Source organism: Romboutsia sp. 1001285H_161024_C4 (assembly GCF_015550185.1).
GTDB lineage: Bacteria > Bacillota > Clostridia > Peptostreptococcales > Peptostreptococcaceae > Romboutsia_C > Romboutsia_C hominis.
Map to the genome: position 1 here is coordinate 268,799 of NZ_JADNAJ010000002.1, position 19,391 is coordinate 288,189.

General features: G+C 25.9%; 19 protein-coding genes. All 19 read left to right on the forward strand.

What is annotated here, in order from left to right; all coding sequences use genetic code 11:
• The first annotated feature begins 31 nt into the window (after positions 1-31).
• The 19 genes from I1959_RS04805 to I1959_RS04895 all read left to right on the forward strand — a co-directional run bounded on the left by I1959_RS04805 (position 32) and on the right by I1959_RS04895 (position 19,344).
• The gene (locus tag I1959_RS04805; RefSeq protein ID WP_166505839.1) at positions 32-637 is read left to right on the forward strand and encodes a hypothetical protein; all 606 of its coding nucleotides are present in this window, start codon (positions 32-34) and stop codon (positions 635-637) included.
• Positions 638-647: 10 nt separating this feature from the next.
• A complete protein-coding gene (locus I1959_RS04810) occupies positions 648-1,520 on the forward strand; it encodes a tyrosine-type recombinase/integrase (RefSeq protein ID WP_092924476.1) in 873 nt (290 codons plus the stop codon).
• A 24-nt stretch (positions 1,521-1,544) separates the two neighbouring features.
• A complete protein-coding gene (locus I1959_RS04815) occupies positions 1,545-2,717 on the forward strand; it encodes a phosphopentomutase (RefSeq protein WP_092924478.1) in 1,173 nt (390 codons plus the stop codon).
• A gap of 15 nt (positions 2,718-2,732) precedes the next feature.
• Positions 2,733-3,545, forward strand: a complete 813-nt coding sequence (locus tag I1959_RS04820) for a purine-nucleoside phosphorylase (protein WP_092924480.1) — start codon at positions 2,733-2,735, stop codon at positions 3,543-3,545.
• A gap of 88 nt (positions 3,546-3,633) precedes the next feature.
• Entirely contained in the window at positions 3,634-4,959 is a 1,326-nt protein-coding gene (locus I1959_RS04825; protein WP_195237276.1) for a pyrimidine-nucleoside phosphorylase, read from the forward strand.
• Positions 4,960-5,206: 247 nt separating this feature from the next.
• Complete coding sequence (gene mltG / locus I1959_RS04830) at positions 5,207-6,271, forward strand: endolytic transglycosylase MltG (RefSeq protein ID WP_092924484.1); 1,065 nt, start codon at positions 5,207-5,209, stop codon at positions 6,269-6,271.
• An 83-nt stretch (positions 6,272-6,354) separates the two neighbouring features.
• Positions 6,355-7,023: an O-methyltransferase gene (locus I1959_RS04835; RefSeq protein ID WP_092924486.1), complete on the forward strand. Its 669-nt coding sequence runs from the start codon at positions 6,355-6,357 to the stop codon at positions 7,021-7,023.
• Positions 7,016-7,939 (forward strand): peptidase U32 family protein, encoded by a 924-nt coding sequence (locus I1959_RS04840; RefSeq protein WP_092924488.1) that lies wholly within the window; start codon positions 7,016-7,018, stop codon positions 7,937-7,939. The genes I1959_RS04835 and I1959_RS04840 overlap by 8 nt, the downstream gene beginning before the upstream one ends.
• A 34-nt stretch (positions 7,940-7,973) precedes the next feature.
• Positions 7,974-8,603: a uridine kinase gene (gene udk / locus I1959_RS04845; RefSeq protein WP_092924490.1), complete on the forward strand. Its 630-nt coding sequence runs from the start codon at positions 7,974-7,976 to the stop codon at positions 8,601-8,603.
• A gap of 65 nt (positions 8,604-8,668) precedes the next feature.
• Complete coding sequence (locus I1959_RS04850; protein ID WP_195237277.1) at positions 8,669-10,348, forward strand: peptidoglycan D,D-transpeptidase FtsI family protein; 1,680 nt, start codon at positions 8,669-8,671, stop codon at positions 10,346-10,348.
• 85 nt (positions 10,349-10,433) lie between these two features.
• Positions 10,434-11,084: an RNA polymerase sporulation sigma factor SigK gene (sigK, locus tag I1959_RS04855; protein WP_092924494.1), complete on the forward strand. Its 651-nt coding sequence runs from the start codon at positions 10,434-10,436 to the stop codon at positions 11,082-11,084.
• Positions 11,085-11,329: 245 nt separating this feature from the next.
• Positions 11,330-13,669 carry a PAS domain-containing sensor histidine kinase gene (locus I1959_RS04860; RefSeq protein ID WP_195237278.1) on the forward strand — a complete coding sequence of 780 codons (2,340 nt, stop codon included), beginning with the start codon at positions 11,330-11,332 and terminating at the stop codon, positions 13,667-13,669.
• A gap of 26 nt (positions 13,670-13,695) precedes the next feature.
• Positions 13,696-16,128: a sensor histidine kinase gene (locus I1959_RS04865; protein ID WP_195237279.1), complete on the forward strand. Its 2,433-nt coding sequence runs from the start codon at positions 13,696-13,698 to the stop codon at positions 16,126-16,128.
• 57 nt (positions 16,129-16,185) lie between these two features.
• Entirely contained in the window at positions 16,186-17,037 is an 852-nt protein-coding gene (gene aroE / locus I1959_RS04870) for a shikimate dehydrogenase (protein ID WP_207733531.1), read from the forward strand.
• Between the two features lie 16 nt (positions 17,038-17,053).
• Positions 17,054-17,401, forward strand: a complete 348-nt coding sequence (locus tag I1959_RS04875; protein WP_166505834.1) for a hypothetical protein — start codon at positions 17,054-17,056, stop codon at positions 17,399-17,401.
• Positions 17,385-17,891 carry a hypothetical protein gene (locus I1959_RS04880; protein WP_166505833.1) on the forward strand — a complete coding sequence of 169 codons (507 nt, stop codon included), beginning with the start codon at positions 17,385-17,387 and terminating at the stop codon, positions 17,889-17,891. The genes I1959_RS04875 and I1959_RS04880 overlap by 17 nt, the downstream gene beginning before the upstream one ends.
• A gap of 19 nt (positions 17,892-17,910) precedes the next feature.
• Complete coding sequence (locus I1959_RS04885) at positions 17,911-18,333, forward strand: hypothetical protein (protein ID WP_166505832.1); 423 nt, start codon at positions 17,911-17,913, stop codon at positions 18,331-18,333.
• Positions 18,323-18,841, forward strand: coding sequence for a hypothetical protein (locus tag I1959_RS04890; protein WP_166505831.1), 519 nt, complete (start codon positions 18,323-18,325; stop codon positions 18,839-18,841). The genes I1959_RS04885 and I1959_RS04890 overlap by 11 nt, the downstream gene beginning before the upstream one ends.
• On the forward strand, positions 18,838-19,344 hold the full coding sequence (locus I1959_RS04895; protein WP_195237280.1) for a shikimate kinase: 507 nt from the start codon (positions 18,838-18,840) through the stop codon (positions 19,342-19,344). Before I1959_RS04890 ends, I1959_RS04895 begins: the two co-directional genes overlap by 4 nt.
• Positions 19,345-19,391: the final 47 nt, after the last annotated feature.

Consider the following 19,391-nt stretch of genomic DNA (forward strand, 5'->3'; position numbering starts at 1 on the left):
ATTTTGTAAGGTAAAAGGGGAGGTTATAAATTTGAGAAGAACATATAGAAAAAATAATTTTAAAGAACTTAACAGACAAATAGTACTTATTGGGTTAATATTTATTGTATTTGTAGCACTTGGATCTTATCTAAATAAAATATGGCCAAGTTATCAAGATGAAATAATAAAAGATATTAGTTTTATAAGTGAGTACTATAATTCAAGAGAAGGAATAAAAGAAGCTATATTATCAAATTTAAAAATAGATTTAAGCTTTATGGCTTGTGTCGCTTTTTTTTCAGTCTTAGTAATAACTTTTCCAGTAGTGCTTATAATATTTATGCTAAAAGGTTTATCAATAGGCTATACTATAAATAGTATGATATTAGCACTAAATTTTGAATCAATAAAAATGATATTTGTTTTATTTATGAAAAATTTAGCTATTATACCTGGTACAGTTATATTAACGTTAGTGGCATTTGATTATGTAAAAAAAATATTATTAGAAATTAAGCACAAAAGAAAAGAAAATATGATATTTTTAGTAAAAAGATTTATATTAAATGTTATAATTATAATAAGTATTACAGTTATATTACAAGTTGTACTAAATACTATAAGTATAGGTATGATTAAGTTCCTAGTCAGATAAGGAGTTTGCTATGGAGGTTGTAGAGGAATACATAAAATATCTAAATAGTAAGAATCTATCTAAAAATACTATATCATCTTACTATATAGATATAAAAAGATATGTTGATTATTTAAAAGAAAAGATGATAAGTTTAGATAATGTTGTAGAAAATGATATTATAGGATATATAATAAGATTAGAACAGGAAAATATATCTGTAGCAACAGTATCTAGAATGATATCATCAATAAAATCTTTTCATGATTATTTATTTTTTTATGGTATAAGTAAAAATAATCCTGCAAGAAATATAAAAAAGCCTAAAATAGAGAAAAATAGTTTAGATATTTTAACAGAGGAAGAAATAAAAAGGCTTTTAGATTTTAAAAATTTAAATACACCTAAAGAAATAAGAGATAAGGCAATATTTGAAATATTGTATGGTACAGGTATAAAAGTATCAGAGCTTATAGATATGGATATAGATTCTGTAGAATTAGATTTAGACTATATATGCTGTGATAAAGGAAAAAATCCAAGAATAATACCTTTATCCAATACATCTAAGGAGTATTTAGAAAAATATATAAATGAATCAAGAACTGAATTGGCAAATGAAGATGAAAAAGCTTTATTTGTAAGTTCCTTAGGACAAAGGTTTACAAGACAAGGCTTATGGAAACTTATTAAAAAATATGCTAATTTAGCTAATATAGATAAAAACATAAATCCAAGTATGCTTAGGCATTCTTTTGCTATTCATCTTTTAAATGAAGGTGCTAATGTTGCTGTAGTAAGCAAAATATTAGGAAATAGCAATTTATCTAGTTTGCAATCATATTTAAATCACATAAATAAGAATATGAGAAGAGAAATAAAAGAAAAACATCCTAGGAAATAAACTACAAAAAAAGGAGGACATAATATGAATAGGGTTGTATGGATTGTAATTGATAGTGTAGGAATAGGAGCACTTCCAGACTCAAAAAAATTTGGAGATGAAGGTGTTAATACTTTAGGAAATATAATAAAAACACATAAGGATATAAAGATACCTAACTTATTAAAATTAGGGATAGGAAATATAGACGAAGTAGATTTTGTAGAAGGAGTAGATTCTCCTATAGGTTGTTTTGGAAAATGTGAAGAAATTTCTCAAGGAAAAGATACTACAACAGGACATTGGGAGATGACAGGTGTTTTAGTTGAAACTCCATTTAAAACATTTGAAAATGGGTTCCCAAAAGAAATAATAGATGAATTTGAAAAAAGAACAGGAAGAAAAGTTGTAGGAAATAAGCCAGCATCAGGAACTGCTATATTAGATGAATATGGAGAACATCAAATGAAAACAGGAGATGTAATAGTATATACATCAGCAGATAGTGTATTCCAAATAGCAGCGCATGAAGAAATAATACCACTTGATGAATTATACAAAATGTGTGAAATAGCTAGGGAAATAATGATGGGAGACAATGCAGTAGCTAGAATTATAGCTAGACCATATATAGGAAAAGGAAAAGGTGAGTTCGTAAGAACTTCTAACAGAAGAGACTACTCATTAAATCCTTTTGAAAAAACGGTATTAGATAATATAAAAGAAGCTGGACTAGATGTAATTGGCGTTGGTAAAATAGAAGACATATTTAATGGACAAGGTATAACGGAAGCTATACACACTAAAGATAATATGGATGGAGTAGACCAAACTATAAATTACATTAATAAAGAAAATAAAGGATTAATATTTACTAATTTAGTTGATTTTGATTCAAAATATGGACATAGAAGAAATGTAAAAGGATATAAAGAAGCTATAGAGGAATTCGATGCTAGAATTCCAGAAATAATAGATGCTTTAAAGGAAGATGATATACTTATAATAAATGCTGATCATGGTAATGATCCAACTTACAAAGGTACGGATCATACTAGAGAGTATATACCTGTATTAATTTATGGAAAAAATATCAAGAGTGGTGTAAACTTAGGTATAAGAAAAAGTTTTGCAGATATAGGTGCTACAGTAGCAGATATATTAGATACAAAAATGACTAAAAATGGAACTAGTTTTAAATCACAAATACTTAAATAGTCAAGGAGGAGACATATGTTTAACAAAGTACAAGAAAGTGCAAAATTTATAAATGAAAAAATAAATATAACACCTAAGATAGGACTTATATTAGGTTCTGGATTAGGAGTATTAGCTGATGAAATTGAAAATCCAGTAAAGATAAAATATAATGAAATACCTAATTTCCCTGTATCTACTGTTGAAGGACATGCAGGATGCCTTGTAATAGGTAAATTAGAAGGCAAAGATGTAGTTGCTATGCAAGGGAGATTCCACTACTATGAAGGATATACTCAACAAGAAATAACATTCCCAGTTAGAGTTATGAAAGCTTTAGGAGTTGAAACTATAGTAGTTACAAATGCAGCTGGAGGAGCAAATGTAGACTTTAAACCAGGTGATTTAATGATAATAAAAGATCATATAAACTTAAGTGGAAGTACACCTTTAATGGGTAAAAATGATGAAAGATTTGGACCAAGATTCCCAGATATGTCTACAGCTTATTCACCAAAATATATAGAATTAGTTAGAGAGTGTGCTAAGAAGCTAGATATAAAAGTACAAGAAGGTGTATATGCATTCTTTAGTGGACCAACATATGAGACACCTGCAGAAGTTAAAATGGCAAGAATACTAGGAGCTGATGCTGTTGGTATGTCTACTGCACCAGAAGTAATAGTTGCTAGCCATTCATCTATGGATGTTATAGGAATATCTTGTATAACTAACATGGCAGCAGGAATACTTGATCAACCTCTTAACCATGAAGAAGTAATAGAAACTACTCAAAAAGTAAAAGCTGAATTCTTAAGTTTAGTTAAATTAGTAGTTAAAAGTATATAATAAATATATAAGCTTAATACTAAACTTAGTATTAAGCTTATATATTTAAATAATAGATTATATATAAAGTTTGTTAAGGAGAGATAAAATGAGAATATATGATATAATCAGAAAAAAAAGAGATGGGCATGAATTATCTAAAGAAGAAATAAACTTTTTCGTAGAAAAATATTCAAAAAATGAAATACCTGATTACCAAGCATCAGCTCTTTTAATGGCAATATATATAAACAAAATGAATAAACAAGAAACAGTATATCTTACAGAAGCTATGATGAATTCAGGAGATGTTATAGACCTATCAGCTATAAAAGGAATAAAAGTTGATAAGCATAGTACAGGAGGAGTAGGAGATAAAACTACAATAGCTTTAGCTCCATTAGTGGCATCATGTGGTGCTCCTGTAGCTAAAATGTCAGGAAGAGGATTAGGACACACTGGAGGGACTTTAGATAAGTTAGAAGCTATACCAGGATTTTCAATAGAAATGGATGCAGAGAAATTTATAAATTCTGTAAATGAAAAAAATATAGCAGTTTGTGGTCAAACAGCTACAATAGCAGTTGCTGATAAAAAAATGTATGCTCTAAGAGATGTAACTGCTACAGTTGATAATATATCTTTAATAGCTGCTAGTATAATGTGTAAAAAATTAGCATCAGGTTCAAATGCTATATTACTTGATGTTAAAACTGGTGATGGAGCATTTATGAAAACACTAGATGATTCATTTGAACTAGCAAAAGCTATGGTTGATATTGGTTGTGGAATGGGTAGAGAAACAATAGGTATGATAACTAATATGGATGAGCCTTTAGGATTTGCTGTAGGTAACTCATTAGAGGTAATAGAAGCTATAGAAACTTTAAAAGGAAATGGACCTAAGGATTTTGTAATGCTATGTGAAACATTAGGGGCATATATGTTAGTATTAGCAAAAGTTTGTGAAAGTTTCGAAGAAGGTAAGAAAATGATACAAGACGCTATATCTTCAGGACGTGCACTAGAAAAACTAAAAGAGTTTATAGAAAATCAAGGCGGAGATAAGAGGGTAGTTGACGATTATGATTTACTTCCTAAATCTAAAAATATAGTACCTATAAAATCACCAAAAAGTGGTTATATAAGTAAGATAGAAGCAGAAGAAATAGGGGTATCTGCTATGATTTTAGGTGCTGGTAGAGAAACTAAAGAAGATGAACTTGATTTATCAGCAGGTATAGTACTTCAAAAGAAAGTAGGAGACTATGTAAATGAAGGCGATGTATTAGCTTACATGCATTATAATAAAGAAGAAAAATTTGAACAAGCAAAAGAAAGATTTATAAATGCTTATGAAATAGTAGATGATAAAACACAACCTAAAAAGTTAATATATGGTGTTGTAACTAAAGATGAAATAAAAAAATTTTAATATTATGATTATAAAAAGCTTAACGTGTAAAAAATAACGTTAAGCTTTTTATAATTATAAAAAAATTTTGAAGCTATTAATTTTTATAATTAATTTGATAAATTACTAATAAATGAACGTTAGATAAGTCAAATATAAAAAAGCAATGAATTTAGAAAAGAAATTTATTCGACAATTTTATTGAAAATTTTTATTCTTAGATTTATAATATAAAAGATATAAATATATATAAGGAGTAGAAAATACTATGTACTTGAGAAATAATAAACTTAAGATAGCATTAATTTCCTTGGTAGTATTATTGGGATTAATAGGGAGTTTTGTGTTCATACAAATAGGACCATACAATAAAAAAAATAAAAAAGATATAGTAGTAGAAATACCTAAAGGTGCTACTATAAATACAATGACAGATATATTATACGAAAAAAAATTAATAAAGAATAAGACATTATTCAAAGTTGTAGCAAAAGTAAGTAATGAAATTCCAAACATAAAGTCTGGAAAATATTTGCTTAATCAAACCTATTCTAATAATGATATAATTGACATATTATCATCTGGAAAAACATATCAAGATGGTATAAAAGTAACTATACCAGAAGGATCAACTTCTAATGAAGTAATTGATAAATTAGTATCTAAAAAACTGGGCAATAAAGAAACGTATGAAAAACTAATCAAAAATCCAAAGGAATTTTATAGTGATTTTCCATATTTAAAAGAAAAAGATATAACTACACTAGAAGGTTTCTTATATCCTCAGACTTATTACTTTGAAGAAGGTACAAGTGAAAAAGAGGTTTTGGATAAAATGTTAGCTGAATTTGGTAAAATGTATACTGAAAAGTTACAAAAAAGACAAAAAGAGTTAAAAATGACTCTTCAAGAGGTCGTAAATCTGAGCTCTATTGTTGAAAAAGAAGCTGTTAGAGATGAAGATAGACCTATGATAGCAAGTGTATTTTACAATAGATTAGATATAGGTATGAGACTTCAGTCTGATGCAACTATACAGTATATATTCCCAGAAAGAAAAAAAATAGTAACATATAATGATTTAAAGATAGATTCTCCGTATAATAGTTATAAAAATGTGGGACTACCTCCGACACCAATAGCTAATCCTAGTATAAAATCTATAGAAGCAGTATTATATCCAAAAGATACAGATTATTTATACTTTGTAGCTACTATGGATGGAGGAAATAACTATAGCAAAACTTACGAAGAACATCTTAAGTTTGAGAAGGAATATAAAGAACAAAGGGATAAATTAAGCAAAGAAAAAGCAAGTGCAGAGAATAAATAAAATTTAAAATATGGGGATTATGCTTTGAGATATTCAAAGTGTAATCCTATATTAATGTTTCTGCTATTTAAGGAGTGAATTTAATGAGCAATATAGTAAATGAATTAGTACAAGATTACATAAGAAATACATTAAAAGATAAAGAAGGACTTTTAAAAGAACTAGAAGATTATGCACATGAAAATAATGTACCTATAATACACAAAGAAGTATCAGAACTTTTAAAAGTTTTACTAAAAATGAAAAAACCAAAGAGAATACTAGAAGTTGGTTGTGCTATAGGATACTCATCTATACTATTTGCATCTACTCTAGGTGAAGATGTGGAGATAATAACAGTAGAGAGAAATGAAAAAATGATAGAAAAGGCTAAAGAAAATATAAAATTAGCTGGATTTGAAAATAATATAACGATATTAGAAGGCGATGCAGAAGAAAAATTAAAAGAAGTTCAAGGAGAGTTTGACATAATATTTTTAGATGCAGCTAAAGGACAATATCAATTATTTTATGATATGGTTATAGATAAATTAAAAGTAGATGGACTTTTAATATCAGATAATATATTATATCAAGGAATGGTTGCACATGATAGTTTCGTTATAAGACGTAAAAAGACTATAGTAAAAAGAATGAGAAGTTACTTAGATTATATATCAAACTGTGACTATTTAACTACATCTTTAATACCTATAGCAGATGGAGTAGCACTTAGCTACAAACAAAGCGAGAGGGGTGATTTAAATGCATAATGTAGAATTATTGGCGCCAGCTAGAAGCTTAGAAGAATTAAAGTTAAATATAACAAATGGTGCAGATGCTATATATATAGGAAGTGAAGCTTTTGGTCTTAACTCTATAGATAAGGAGTTTTTAAAGGATGAATTAATAGAAGGTATAAACTTTGCACATAAACATAATAAAAAGGTTTATGCATCTGTTAATATAGTTCCTCATAGTAAGGACTTTTCAGATATAGAAACATACCTAAAAGAACTTGAATTTGTAGGAATAGATGCTATCATAATAGCAGAGCCTGGTATGCTTGTAGTAGCTAAAAAGGCTGTACCAAATATGGATATACATTTAGCAGAACAAGCTAATGTTACAAATTACGTAACAGCTAAATTTTGGCATGAGCAAGGTATAAAAAGAATAACATTATCAAGAGAATTATCTTGTGATGAGCTAGGTCAAATAAGGCTAAATACACCTATAGAATTGGATTTAGAAGCATATGTACATGGAGTAATGGCTATATCTTATTCAGGAAGGCCTCTTATAAGCAATTATATAAAAGGAAAAGATTCAGATAGTGAAGTAAATAAAAAAACATACAGTCTAGTTGAAGAGAAAAGACCAGGAGAATATTTCCCGGTTTATGAAGATGAGAGAGGAACATTCATATTTAATTCTAAAGATTTATGTATGATAAAAGATTTACCGGCTATGATAAAGTCAGGAATAAATAGTCTTAAAATAGAAGGTAAGATGAAAGACGCTAATTATATATCTAAAGTTGTTAAAGCTTATAGATTTGCTTTAGATAAGTTTTATGAAGACCCAAATAATTGGGAGTTTAATCCAAGTTGGATCGAAGAAATAAAGTTAAATAATAGAGAGTTTACATCTGGATTCTATTTAGAGAATCCAAATGATCAAGAATAAACGCTAATCTTTTTTGTAAGGAGAGTACTACATCATGAAAAAAACTAAGAGACCTTTAATAATAGGAATAACAGGAGGAACTGGTTCTGGTAAGAGTACAGTTTGTAAAGCTATAATGGATAATATACCAGATGAAAATATAGCTACATTAGAGCAAGATGCTTACTACAAAGACCAAACACATTTAAGTTTTGAAGATAGACTAAAAACTAATTATGACCATCCACTTGCTTTTGATAATAAGCTTTTAATACAACATATAGAAGAATTATGTAATGGAAAAAGCATAGAAAAGCCTATATATGACTATGAACTTCATACTAGAAAACATGACGAAACTGTTACAATAACTCCAAAGGATATAATAATAGTAGAAGGTATAATGATACTTGAAGATGAAGAGTTAAGAAATAAATTAGATATAAAAATATATGTTGATACTGAAGATGATATAAGAATACTTAGAAGAATACAAAGAGATATAAAAGAAAGAGGTAGAACTGTAGATTCTGTTATAGATCAGTATCTGACTACAGTAAAGCCAGCTCATGATCAATTTATAGAACCATATAAAAAGTATGCTGATATAATAATGCCAGAAGGTGGACAAAACGAAGTAGCTATAGATATAGTTATAAGTAAAATAAGAACACAATTAGATTAATTAGAATAAAGAGTATTAACCCCTTAGAAATTGTCAAAAATGACAAGTATCTAAGGGGTGATTTTATGTCAAGGAAAAAATATAATTTACCAAAAACTATGGTTGGTAGAGGAAAAACAACAGTTTTAATATTTGTATTAGTATATTTATTTTTAATATATAGACTAGCAGATATACAAATATTAAAATCTGATGAATATAAACAAAGACAAGAAAATCAAAGTACTGAAAAAATAGATTTAAATACTGGTAGAGGTGTAATCTATGATAGAAATAATCAACCTTTAACGGATAAGAAGAAAGAAACTGTATTAATAGTACAAAAAGAAAAATTTATAAATGATTCTAGCATAAGAAACTTAGTAAAAGAAGTAAGTAATTTAAGTGATAAAGAGATATATAAAGAAATAGAAGAGCAAACAGAGTCATCAATATTTGAAATACAAGTAAATAATATAAGTAAAAAAATGGAAGAAAAGTTACTAGAAAAAAATATAATAGTATCTAAAAGAAGTATAAGATATGACGAAGATAGCCTTTTATCCCACACTATAGGATATATAAATAAAAAAGATAAGATAGGACAATATGGAATAGAGAGAAGTATGGATGAAGTGCTTAATGCATCAAATGAAGAATATATATCTGTATTTAAAGTAGGTGAAGCAGGTAGAAAAGAAGGTTTAGATGTACTAAAAGGAAGTATAAAAACAGTAACAAAAGATGATAAAGATAAGCATATAAAATTAACAATAGATAAAAATATTCAAAAAATAGTTGAAAAAGTAGTAGATAAAGAAGCTAACCCTACAGCTGTTATAATATCAGATGTAGAAAGTGGTGAAATACTATCTATGAGTTCTAGGCCAAACTTTGATCAAAATGATATAGGTAAGTATATAAGTGATACAGACAAATCTAAGGGTGAACTTAGAAATAGGGTAATACAAAATACTTATGCACCAGGTTCTGTATTTAAAATAGTAACTTTATATGCAGCTCTTGATACTAAAATTATAGATGAGAACTATACATATAATTGCACAGGAAATACAAAAATAGGAAAAAATAAAGAAATATTAAATTGCCATAATAAAGAGGGACATGGTATACAAAGTTTAACCGAAGCTTTTGCTAATTCATGTAATACTGCATTTTTTGATATTGCAAATAAAGTAGGAAAAAGCAAAATAATAGAGTATGCTAAAAAACTCCATTTAGATGAAAAGTTAGATATAGGGTTAGAAGAGGAAGTAAATAGAGAAATACCAAAAGACATATCTATAAGAAATTTAGCTATAGGTCAAGGAAGTATGGAATTTACACCGATACAAATAAATCAAATGACACAAATAATTGCTAATAATGGAACATATAAGCCATTATATATATATGATAGCATTGTAGATAATAATAAGGGTATCTTAAAAAATTTTAATCAATCTAAAGAAGATGAAATAATATCACCATATACATTGACTATAGTAAAAGACATGATGAAAAAAGTATCTTTATCAGGCACGGGAGAAGCACTTAAAGACTTAGAAGGCGGGTGTGGCGTTAAAACAGGTACAGCCCAAACCAATATAGATGGTATTTCAGTAAATAATGGATGGATAACTGGATTTTATCCAAGTGACACACCAAAATATACTATAACAGTAATAGTAGAAGGAACTAAAGAAGAAAGCAAATCAGCATTACCAATCTTCAAGGAAATATGCACAAATTTAAAATATAAATAAAATAAAATATTATATAAAACAAGCAATTTAGACAGGCCAGATTCATATAATTTAAAATGAAGCATCTCAAAGAGGGGGTGGCCTGTTGACAACTTTTAAATCATTTGAAAAACCATTAACCCCTGAAGAAGAAGTTACTTATTTAACTAAATTTAAAAAAGACAAAGATGAACATGCAAAGGAAGTTTTAATAGAGAGAAACATGAGATTAGTAGCCCATATAGCAAAAAAGTACAATAATGCCAATGAAGAGCAAGATGACCTTATTTCTATAGGTACTATAGGACTTATAAAGGCTATAGAAACCTATAATGTTGACAAAGGAACTAGGCTAGCAACTTATGCATCTAAATGTATAGAAAATGAAATACTTATGAGCATAAGAACAAATAAAAAAAATAAGGTTCAAGTATCTCTTCAAGATCCTATAGGCACGGACAAAGAAGGCAATGAGATTAGTCTTATAGATGTTTTGGGAACTGATATAGATTATATATTAGACCAAGTAGAACTTAAGGTTCAAATAGGTAAGTTATATGAACAACTAGATAAGATATTGACTAAAAGAGAAAAAGAAATTGTTCTTTTAAGGTATGGGTTAACCACTTGTGGATATAAAACACAACGAGAAATTGCTCAAAAACTTGATATATCTAGATCTTATGTATCAAGAATAGAAAAAAGGGCACTAAAAAAACTTAGAAAAGAATTAAAATCAGAAAAAAGCCTTATATAGGCTTTTTTTGTTTTAAGAATATATATAATACTTAGAGTATTTATTACATAAAACTGTAATTTATAACAAATAATTTATAGTGAAATTGTTCAAAAACTGACAAAAAAACTATTTATAATATGTTAATATTACTTATATAGAAGATAGAAGAAGGATTATGAATGTACAAGTTGAAAACAAAAATATAAATGCATAATAGATAAAATTATAGTAAGGGGAATCAAAAAAAGGGGGATGGTGAAAATATGAAATCTTTATATATTTATAAAGAAGTTTTTGAAATTGTTAGTTTATCTATAGCTATTTCTATTCCTTTTATATTATTAGTACTTTACAAAATATTAAATTGTAAATCTTTAATGTATATATTATGTATATATTTATTAGAAATTTTGATGTTAGTAACTGGAAATTATTACTTTGGAGTTACTATGTTAAACTTAGGAAAAATAAGTATCATAATCAACAAAAAGACTAATCTAAGAATCAAAAATAGATATATATTAACTATGGTAGGGATATATCTATTTATTGTAATGAGTCTATGTATAAAGAATAAATTTTATATGTTAACATACACTTTGCTAAACTTATCAATTGTACAAGCACTACTTATTAGTAATATGGAAAATATAATGAAAATGCTTAAAGATTATAAATTGAAGGTTAAATATAATCAAAGTATGACACAATCTCTAATAGATAAAATAAATCTAGAATTTGAGACCCAAAAAAAAATTAAAGATAGTATGGCTGAAGTAAATACAGAATTAAATAAATCAATTGAAGAATCTCAAAATATAGTTTTTTTATTAAATAGAGATGGAGAATATCTCTATGGAAATGAAGAATTTGAGAAATTTATATGTAAAGATAAAAGTAATTTAAGTGATTTAGATATATTAGAAGAAATAAAATCAAAGTTTATAGATTTTCCAGAAGATTTAAATGAAATTGAAAATTTGGATACCATAATAAATGGATATGATGAAAAGATATATAGACTTGCATCTAAGAGAGAAATATTAAAAAATAAATATAGAAATATATGTATTCTAACTGATATAACAGAAAGCGTCCTAATAAGAAATAAATTAGAAGAGAGTGAACAAAGATTTAAAAAATTAATAGACATATTAAATGACGGAATAATAATACATAATTCTAGCAGTATAAAATATATAAATAATAAAGCTATAGAATTGTTTGATATAAAGGATTATGATGAATCTAGGGGAGTTTTACAAAATATACAAGAAAAGGTATTAAGTAAAAGTGTAAATAAATTTATAGAACAAGTAAACATGGTTCAGTCTGGAAAAAAAGACAAGGTAAGTATGAAGATAAAGACAAAAAATAAGAAAGTTATAGAAGTAATAACAACAAGTATTATATTAAGAGGAAATAAGAATTTGTTAACTATAGCCATAGATATAACTAACATAGAAAATACTATCTCGGAAATTGAGCAAAGAGAAAAAACTTATAAGGTATTGTTGCAAACACTTCCACAAGGTATAGCAATAATAGAAAAAAATGGACATAATCATATATATAGAAATAAGGTATTAATAGAAATATTAAAAGAAATAGGAACTGAAAACCTAAATAAGATAGTTAAAAGCTACTTAAATCAATTAGAATATGGTAAATTTAAAAGATTTCAAGTTCCTTCAAATAAAATTAAAGAGATAGAAATTGCTATAATTGATATTGGCAATAGTTATTTGATAATATTGAGAACTTTAGACAATGAATATAAAATAAAGAAAATGGAAGAAATATTAAGTGAAATAAATAATAAGTATAGATTTAACGTTGAGTTCTTAGCTAATGTATCTAAAGACATAAAAAAACCTGTAACAACTATATTTGAAACTAATAAACTTATATACAATTATGAAAAAGAAAATAATAAGGGAGATAATGGATGTACAAAACTTATAAAACAAAATTGTTATAGGCTAATGCGATTATTAGATAATATTTTAGAAATAGGACATTTTGAAAATGGAACCTATAAAATGGAATATAAGAAGTATGATATAGTAAACTTGCTTAAGGATATAGTTAATAAATCTAAGCTATATACAAGTGAAAATGGAGTAAATATAGAATTTAAATCTAATATAGATAGTAAATATATGATACTAGATAAGAAAAAAATAGAGAAAGCTGTATTAAATCTTATATCAAATTCTATAAAATATACTGCAAAAGGCGGAGAAATAGTAGTCAAGTTTAGGCAAGATGGAGATTTAGTATATATATCAGTCAAGGATACTGGAATAGGAATACCAAAAGATAAAATAGGTATTATATTTGAGAACTTCGAACAGGTAGATAGAACCCTTACAAGAGGTGCAGAGGGAACTGGTATAGGTTTATCATTAGTAAATAAATTAGTAAAAGCACATGGAGGAGACATTAAGGTAAACAGCGAGGTAAATGTGGGGAGTGAATTTACCATTATTTTAAAAGATAATATAAAAAATAGTGAAAATATAGATGTGGGAGTAAGTGTTAGTGATAACGAAAAAATCGATATAGAATTTTCAGATATATATTTTAATTGTAGTAGCTAAGTTAATTATATTAAAGGGGATTGAGAATGCATAAATATATTAATATACTTACAGTTTCAATACTTCTTGCAATGTTATATGTAGTATATTCTAAATATATTTTACATAAAAGCAAGAAAGATATTATTGTTTTAAGTATGATAGTTGTTATTATTATATCAAAAGCAAAAGATATATCACAGGGAAGCTTGAGCAACTTTTATATGATTGCTCAAGTACTAATCCTGATTAGCGTATGTGAAAATAATATCAACAAAAAAATAAATAATTTAATATTTATTAGTTTTATATTGTTACTTACAACACTGATAGACAATAAAATTGGTTTATATAATATTTTGGTAACTGGTTTTATAAGTACGATGATTTTTTATGAAATCATAAAATTAACAAGAAGAAAAAGTATTAGTAAGATAACTGTTATATTTATTACTTTTATATACTCAAGTATTTTGTTAAGCCTATTGGTTGAAAAAGAGAATGTATTACTATATAGGAGTATTATAGATATAATTGTATACTTGTACATGTTCAAAAATATAGTAAATTCATATATAATAATTGAACATAATAGAGTATGGAAAAAGAAAAAAATGTTTAAAAAAGGTAACAAAAATATTAGTTTATACAATAAAAAGTTAGAACAAAATAAATATATAACAGCTAAGTTAGAAAAGAATTTAGAGAATAAAAAAGAATTAATTAAAGAAATTGTAGGAGAAGAAGATAGGTGTATATTTATAATAGATTCTAATGGATGTATATTGAGTAAAGATGATAATTTCCTTAGAATTTGGAATAAATATAAAGTGCATAAAGAAAAATTAACGATAGATGAATTTTTAAGAGATAATATAAAAGATAAATTGAATTTTATAAATAGTATAGAAAAAACAAAAAAACATAGTACAGAAATTAAAAGTGATATAAAGAGCAAGGATGGAAGATTTTTTAAAGTTACATTTACACCAATTAAATTTAATAAAAATGAAAGTATCATATGTTTCTTTAAAGATATAACTTACAATAAGCAAAATGAGATAAAGACCGATGAAAACAATATAAAGTACGAAAAAATAATAGAAACTATACCATATAATATACTAATAACAGACAATAATAATATTTTATATAATAGTAAAGATAATGGTATAGATTTTAATGAAAAAGAAATAAAAAGGATAGTTCTAGAGGATTCTATAACAGGAGAAATATGTTATTCTTCTATGGGAAAAAATTCTTATATGAATATAGATAGAACAAGTTTTAAAGATGGAGATACACATAAAAATTTAGTTGTTATAAAAGATATAACAGAGTATAAGGAATCTATTGAAAAATTAAAATTGAGCAAAGAAAAGTATAAAACATTTGTTAATATAATACCAGAAGGTATATATTTAGCAGATTATAGACAGAAAAATATAATATATAAAAATGTAGCATTTACAGAAATATCCAGAAATCTAAATCTAGAAGAAGAAGATATACTACTAAATAATGATATATTAATATCTTCAAATAAAAACAACGAGGAGGTAGTTTTTAAAAGAAAAGATGTTTTAACTTGTAAGGGAGAAGAATTAAACTTAGAGGTTGGGAAAAAATTAATAGAAATTAATAATGAAATCAAAGAAATCGGAATAGTAAGAGATATAACAGAAAGTGTAAATATAGAAAATATTGAAAGAGAAATAGAAGCTAAAAAAATTGCTAATAAAATAAAAACTGAGTTTTTCGTTAATATGTCTCATGAGTTAAAGACACCTCTAAATGTAATATCATCATCGATTCAGCTAATAGAGTATATATATAAAGATAAAATAGAAAAAGAAATAAGTAAGGAGTTAAATAATTCTATAAGTATTATCAAAAAGAATTCTTATATGCTGATGAACTTAATTAACAATGTAATAGATTTAGCTAAGTTAGAATCTGAGTTTCATGAAACTAATGTGAATTGTTATAATATAGTTACGTTAATAGAAGAAACTTGTGAGGAGTTTAATAAATATTTATTAGAAAATGATATAAACATAGTATTTGATACTAGTGAGGAAGAGATTGTATCAAGAGTAGATGATGACGATATAGAGAGAGTTATATTAACTTTATTATCTATAGTTATAAGGTATTCTTGTTCAAATAGTACAATTTACGTTGATTTGGATAGGAAAGGTAATAAAACTAATATAAGTATTAGAAATAAAGATAAATATAATCATTATAAATATATAAATGATAAATATAAATCAGCTATAGATATAGGGTTTAAAGTTACAGAGAATATTTTAGAACTTTATAATGGTGACATAAGTGTAAATAGAAATAATCGAAATGGTATAGAAATCAATTTAAACATAGAAAGCGATTTAGATATATGTGAATATAAAGAAAGAGGAAGCAAAAAGTCAGAAAACTTTATATATACAGAGTACTTAAGAATGTGCAATTTTTAAATATAAATGTATAGTTTAATAGTTAAATGACAATAAAGTTAGATAGGAGATAATATTATGATAAATTCAACAACAAAATTAGTAGGTCTTTTAGGTCATCCAATTAAGCAAAGTTTTTCGCCTAGTATACACAATTATTTATTCAAAAAATATAATCAAAATAATATATATTGTTGTTTTGATGTAAAAGAAAGTGATTTAGAAGAAGCTGTAAGAAGTATTAAGACCTTAAATATGAGAGGTTGTAATGTAACTATTCCTCATAAGGTAAATGTAATGAAATTTTTAGAAAATATAGACAAAAATGCAAGACTTATAGGTGCTGTAAATACTATAAAAAATGATGAAGGTTTTTTAACAGGTTATAATACTGATGGGCTTGGATTTGTAAAGTCTATATTAGATAAAGGGTACGACCTTAATAATAAAAAGATAATGATCATAGGTGCTGGAGGGTCAAGTAGAAGCATAGCAGTTCAGCTAGCATCTAATAAAGTTAAATCTATAGAAATAAGAAATAGAAGTATTCAAAAAGCTATGGATATCAGTGAGATTATAAGAGATAATTTTAAAATTGCTTCTACATATTCAAACAAGACTATAGATAAAAATGATATAGAAGATATTGATATATTAATAAATACCACTCCAGTTGGTATGGAAAGCAATGAATGTCCTATTGATGAAAGTATTCGTGTAAAAGGAGATTTATTAGTATGTGATATCGTATATAAGCCACAAAATACTTCTTTTATAAAGTGGGCAAAGTCAAATAATTTAGATGTAGTATATGGAATTGATATGCTTATAAATCAAGGATTAGAGGCATTTTACATATGGACAGGCATAAAACCAAGTAAAGAGGATGAGTTATACCTAAAAGGACTTTACTATGATCAAGTAGATTAATGTAAAGGAGTAACTATTGATAAAAAAAAGAGAAGGATTTATTTTAGTTGAAAGTATAATTAGTATATCTATAATAGGTATAAGTATGTATATTATTGCTACAACCTTACAAAATAGTAATGGATTAGTTAGTTGTAGCAATAAAAAATTTGAAATGCTTGAGATAGCTAGAAAGAATATAGAATATACAAAACTTCATATAGAAAATGATGAAGAAATAGCATATGAAAATAATGAAAAAGGATATAAGATAAAAACAACAATAGAAGAAGAAAAAGATTATTATAATTGTTATAAAATAGAAGTAATAGTTCAAAGTGATTATGATAGTATAAACCTTATGTCTTATGTTACGAAAAAGTAAAGGATCTATACTAGTAACAACTGTAATAATCTTTTCTATTGTAATAATATTAGCCATGACTTCTATAGGAGTATCCTATAATAATTTAAGTATATTTAACTTAGATTATAAAGATGAAACATTAAAACAACATAGCTATGGTGCTATGGAAGTAGTACATAGTAATATACTAAGAGAAGTTAATTTAATAAAAGAATATGCTATAGATGAAGATGATTTTTACACTTCTTTTAGTGGATTAAGTTTTATAAATAATATAAAAGACATATCAAAATGTAAGATAAAAAATGTAATCGTATCTATTCCATCAAGGATATCGATAAATAGAGAGGAAAAATCTGTAGATTTTGAGATACTCATAACAATAAAGGATGGGAATTATATAAAAAAATTAAAATCAAAAGTTAAAATATTAAATCCATTTAATGAGGATTTATCTATAGATGATAAAACCGATATAGTAAAATTATATAATTACAAGGAGATTTAAAAATGAAAAGAGAAGGAATGTGACCTTGGTAGAACTTGTTGTATGCATAAGTATAATGATTTTAGTATCAACATTATATTTTTTTTATGATAATCTAGATAAATATTACATCAACTCATTTACGAAACAATTAGCAGTAGATATTAGATATGTAAGAAGAGTAAATATGCTCGGAGACCTAAGCACATACATATACTATGATCTAAATAACGAAAACAAATCTTATATATTAAAATCTAAAGGTGAAATAAAAAAAGAAGTGTCACTACCCAATGAAACGAAGATAGAATATGGGGAAAGTAAAATAATATTTAGAACCGATGGTTCTCCAGATCGTAGAGGTCAAACTATAAGAGTTTATAAAGGAAATATTAAAAAAGAGATAACAATAGTACCAATTAGCGGAAGAGTCTTATTGAAAGAAGGTAAGTATGAAACGTAAGAAAGGATATTTACTTTTAGAAAGCGTAATATCAATAACTTCTATAGTCATAATAATAAGTTTACTTTATTATATACTTATATTTTCAAATAATATAAAAATGAAAATAGAAGATAGTGTTGAATTACAACAACAAGGAAATGAAGTATCTAAATATATAAAAGAAGCAATACAAAACTCTAAATATATTATTAACTACGATAAAAACAATGAGCTGAAAAGTGTAACATCAATAAAATGTAAGTACAAAGAAAATGATAATAAATTAAAGGATAAAGAAATATTTCTAAATAAAAATTCAAATAAAATTTTTATAAGGACATTAGATGTATATGGAAACAGTGAAGGTGGAGGTTATGAAGTTGGAGATTATATAGATAATATGTATATATCAACAGACTATGATGGTAAAATAGCTAATATAAAACTAGAGTTGTCAAAAAATAATACTAACCTAGAAAAAGAATTTACTGTAAATATAATAAATTTTGAGGGAGATAATAAATGAGAGTTGTAATAATTGGTTTTATGGGTAGTGGGAAAAGCGTAGTAGGAAGAAAACTAGCTAAAGAGTTAAAAATGGAATATGTTGACATGGATACTAAAATAGAAGAAATAGAAAAAAGGTCTATAACTGACATATTTAAAGAAGATGGAGAAGTATATTTTAGAAATGTAGAAACGAAACTACTAAAAGATCTTACGACTGAGGATAACATAATAATTTCAACTGGTGGAGGTGTAGTAAGTAAGAATGAAAATATAGATATATTAAAAAATGAACAAAATGTAATTTTATTAGATGCAAGTGTAAGTACGATTAAAAAAAATGTATCAAATGAAATAAACAAAAGACCTTTATTAAAAGAAAGCAAAGATGTAGAAGAAACTATAAAAACATTACTTTCAGAAAGAATTGATAAGTATAATAAGGCATCTAATATAAAAATAAATGTAGATAGTAAAAATATAGATGAAGTGGTAAGCGAAATACTTGTTTATATTAGATAATATGTGATATTATTAATAGTAGAAAAGTTTGTAATCGTATAGTCGGG

What these genes read in the sequence shown, in the direction of transcription:
- I1959_RS04840 (WP_092924488.1), top strand. Translation starts at nt 7,016, where the DNA reads ATGCATAATGTAGAATTATTGGCGCCAGCTAGAAGCTTAGAAGAATTA.
- aroE (WP_207733531.1), top strand. Translation starts at nt 16,186, where the DNA reads ATGATAAATTCAACAACAAAATTAGTAGGTCTTTTAGGTCATCCAATT.
- I1959_RS04815 (WP_092924478.1), top strand. Translation starts at nt 1,545, where the DNA reads ATGAATAGGGTTGTATGGATTGTAATTGATAGTGTAGGAATAGGAGCA.
- I1959_RS04895 (WP_195237280.1), top strand. Translation starts at nt 18,838, where the DNA reads ATGAGAGTTGTAATAATTGGTTTTATGGGTAGTGGGAAAAGCGTAGTA.
- udk (WP_092924490.1), top strand. Translation starts at nt 7,974, where the DNA reads ATGAAAAAAACTAAGAGACCTTTAATAATAGGAATAACAGGAGGAACT.
- I1959_RS04860 (WP_195237278.1), top strand. Translation starts at nt 11,330, where the DNA reads ATGAAATCTTTATATATTTATAAAGAAGTTTTTGAAATTGTTAGTTTA.
- I1959_RS04850 (WP_195237277.1), top strand. Translation starts at nt 8,669, where the DNA reads ATGTCAAGGAAAAAATATAATTTACCAAAAACTATGGTTGGTAGAGGA.
- I1959_RS04890 (WP_166505831.1), top strand. Translation starts at nt 18,323, where the DNA reads ATGAAACGTAAGAAAGGATATTTACTTTTAGAAAGCGTAATATCAATA.
- I1959_RS04810 (WP_092924476.1), top strand. Translation starts at nt 648, where the DNA reads ATGGAGGTTGTAGAGGAATACATAAAATATCTAAATAGTAAGAATCTA.
- mltG (WP_092924484.1), top strand. Translation starts at nt 5,207, where the DNA reads ATGTACTTGAGAAATAATAAACTTAAGATAGCATTAATTTCCTTGGTA.
- I1959_RS04880 (WP_166505833.1), top strand. Translation starts at nt 17,385, where the DNA reads ATGTTACGAAAAAGTAAAGGATCTATACTAGTAACAACTGTAATAATC.
- I1959_RS04820 (WP_092924480.1), top strand. Translation starts at nt 2,733, where the DNA reads ATGTTTAACAAAGTACAAGAAAGTGCAAAATTTATAAATGAAAAAATA.
- I1959_RS04865 (WP_195237279.1), top strand. Translation starts at nt 13,696, where the DNA reads ATGCATAAATATATTAATATACTTACAGTTTCAATACTTCTTGCAATG.
- I1959_RS04835 (WP_092924486.1), top strand. Translation starts at nt 6,355, where the DNA reads ATGAGCAATATAGTAAATGAATTAGTACAAGATTACATAAGAAATACA.
- I1959_RS04825 (WP_195237276.1), top strand. Translation starts at nt 3,634, where the DNA reads ATGAGAATATATGATATAATCAGAAAAAAAAGAGATGGGCATGAATTA.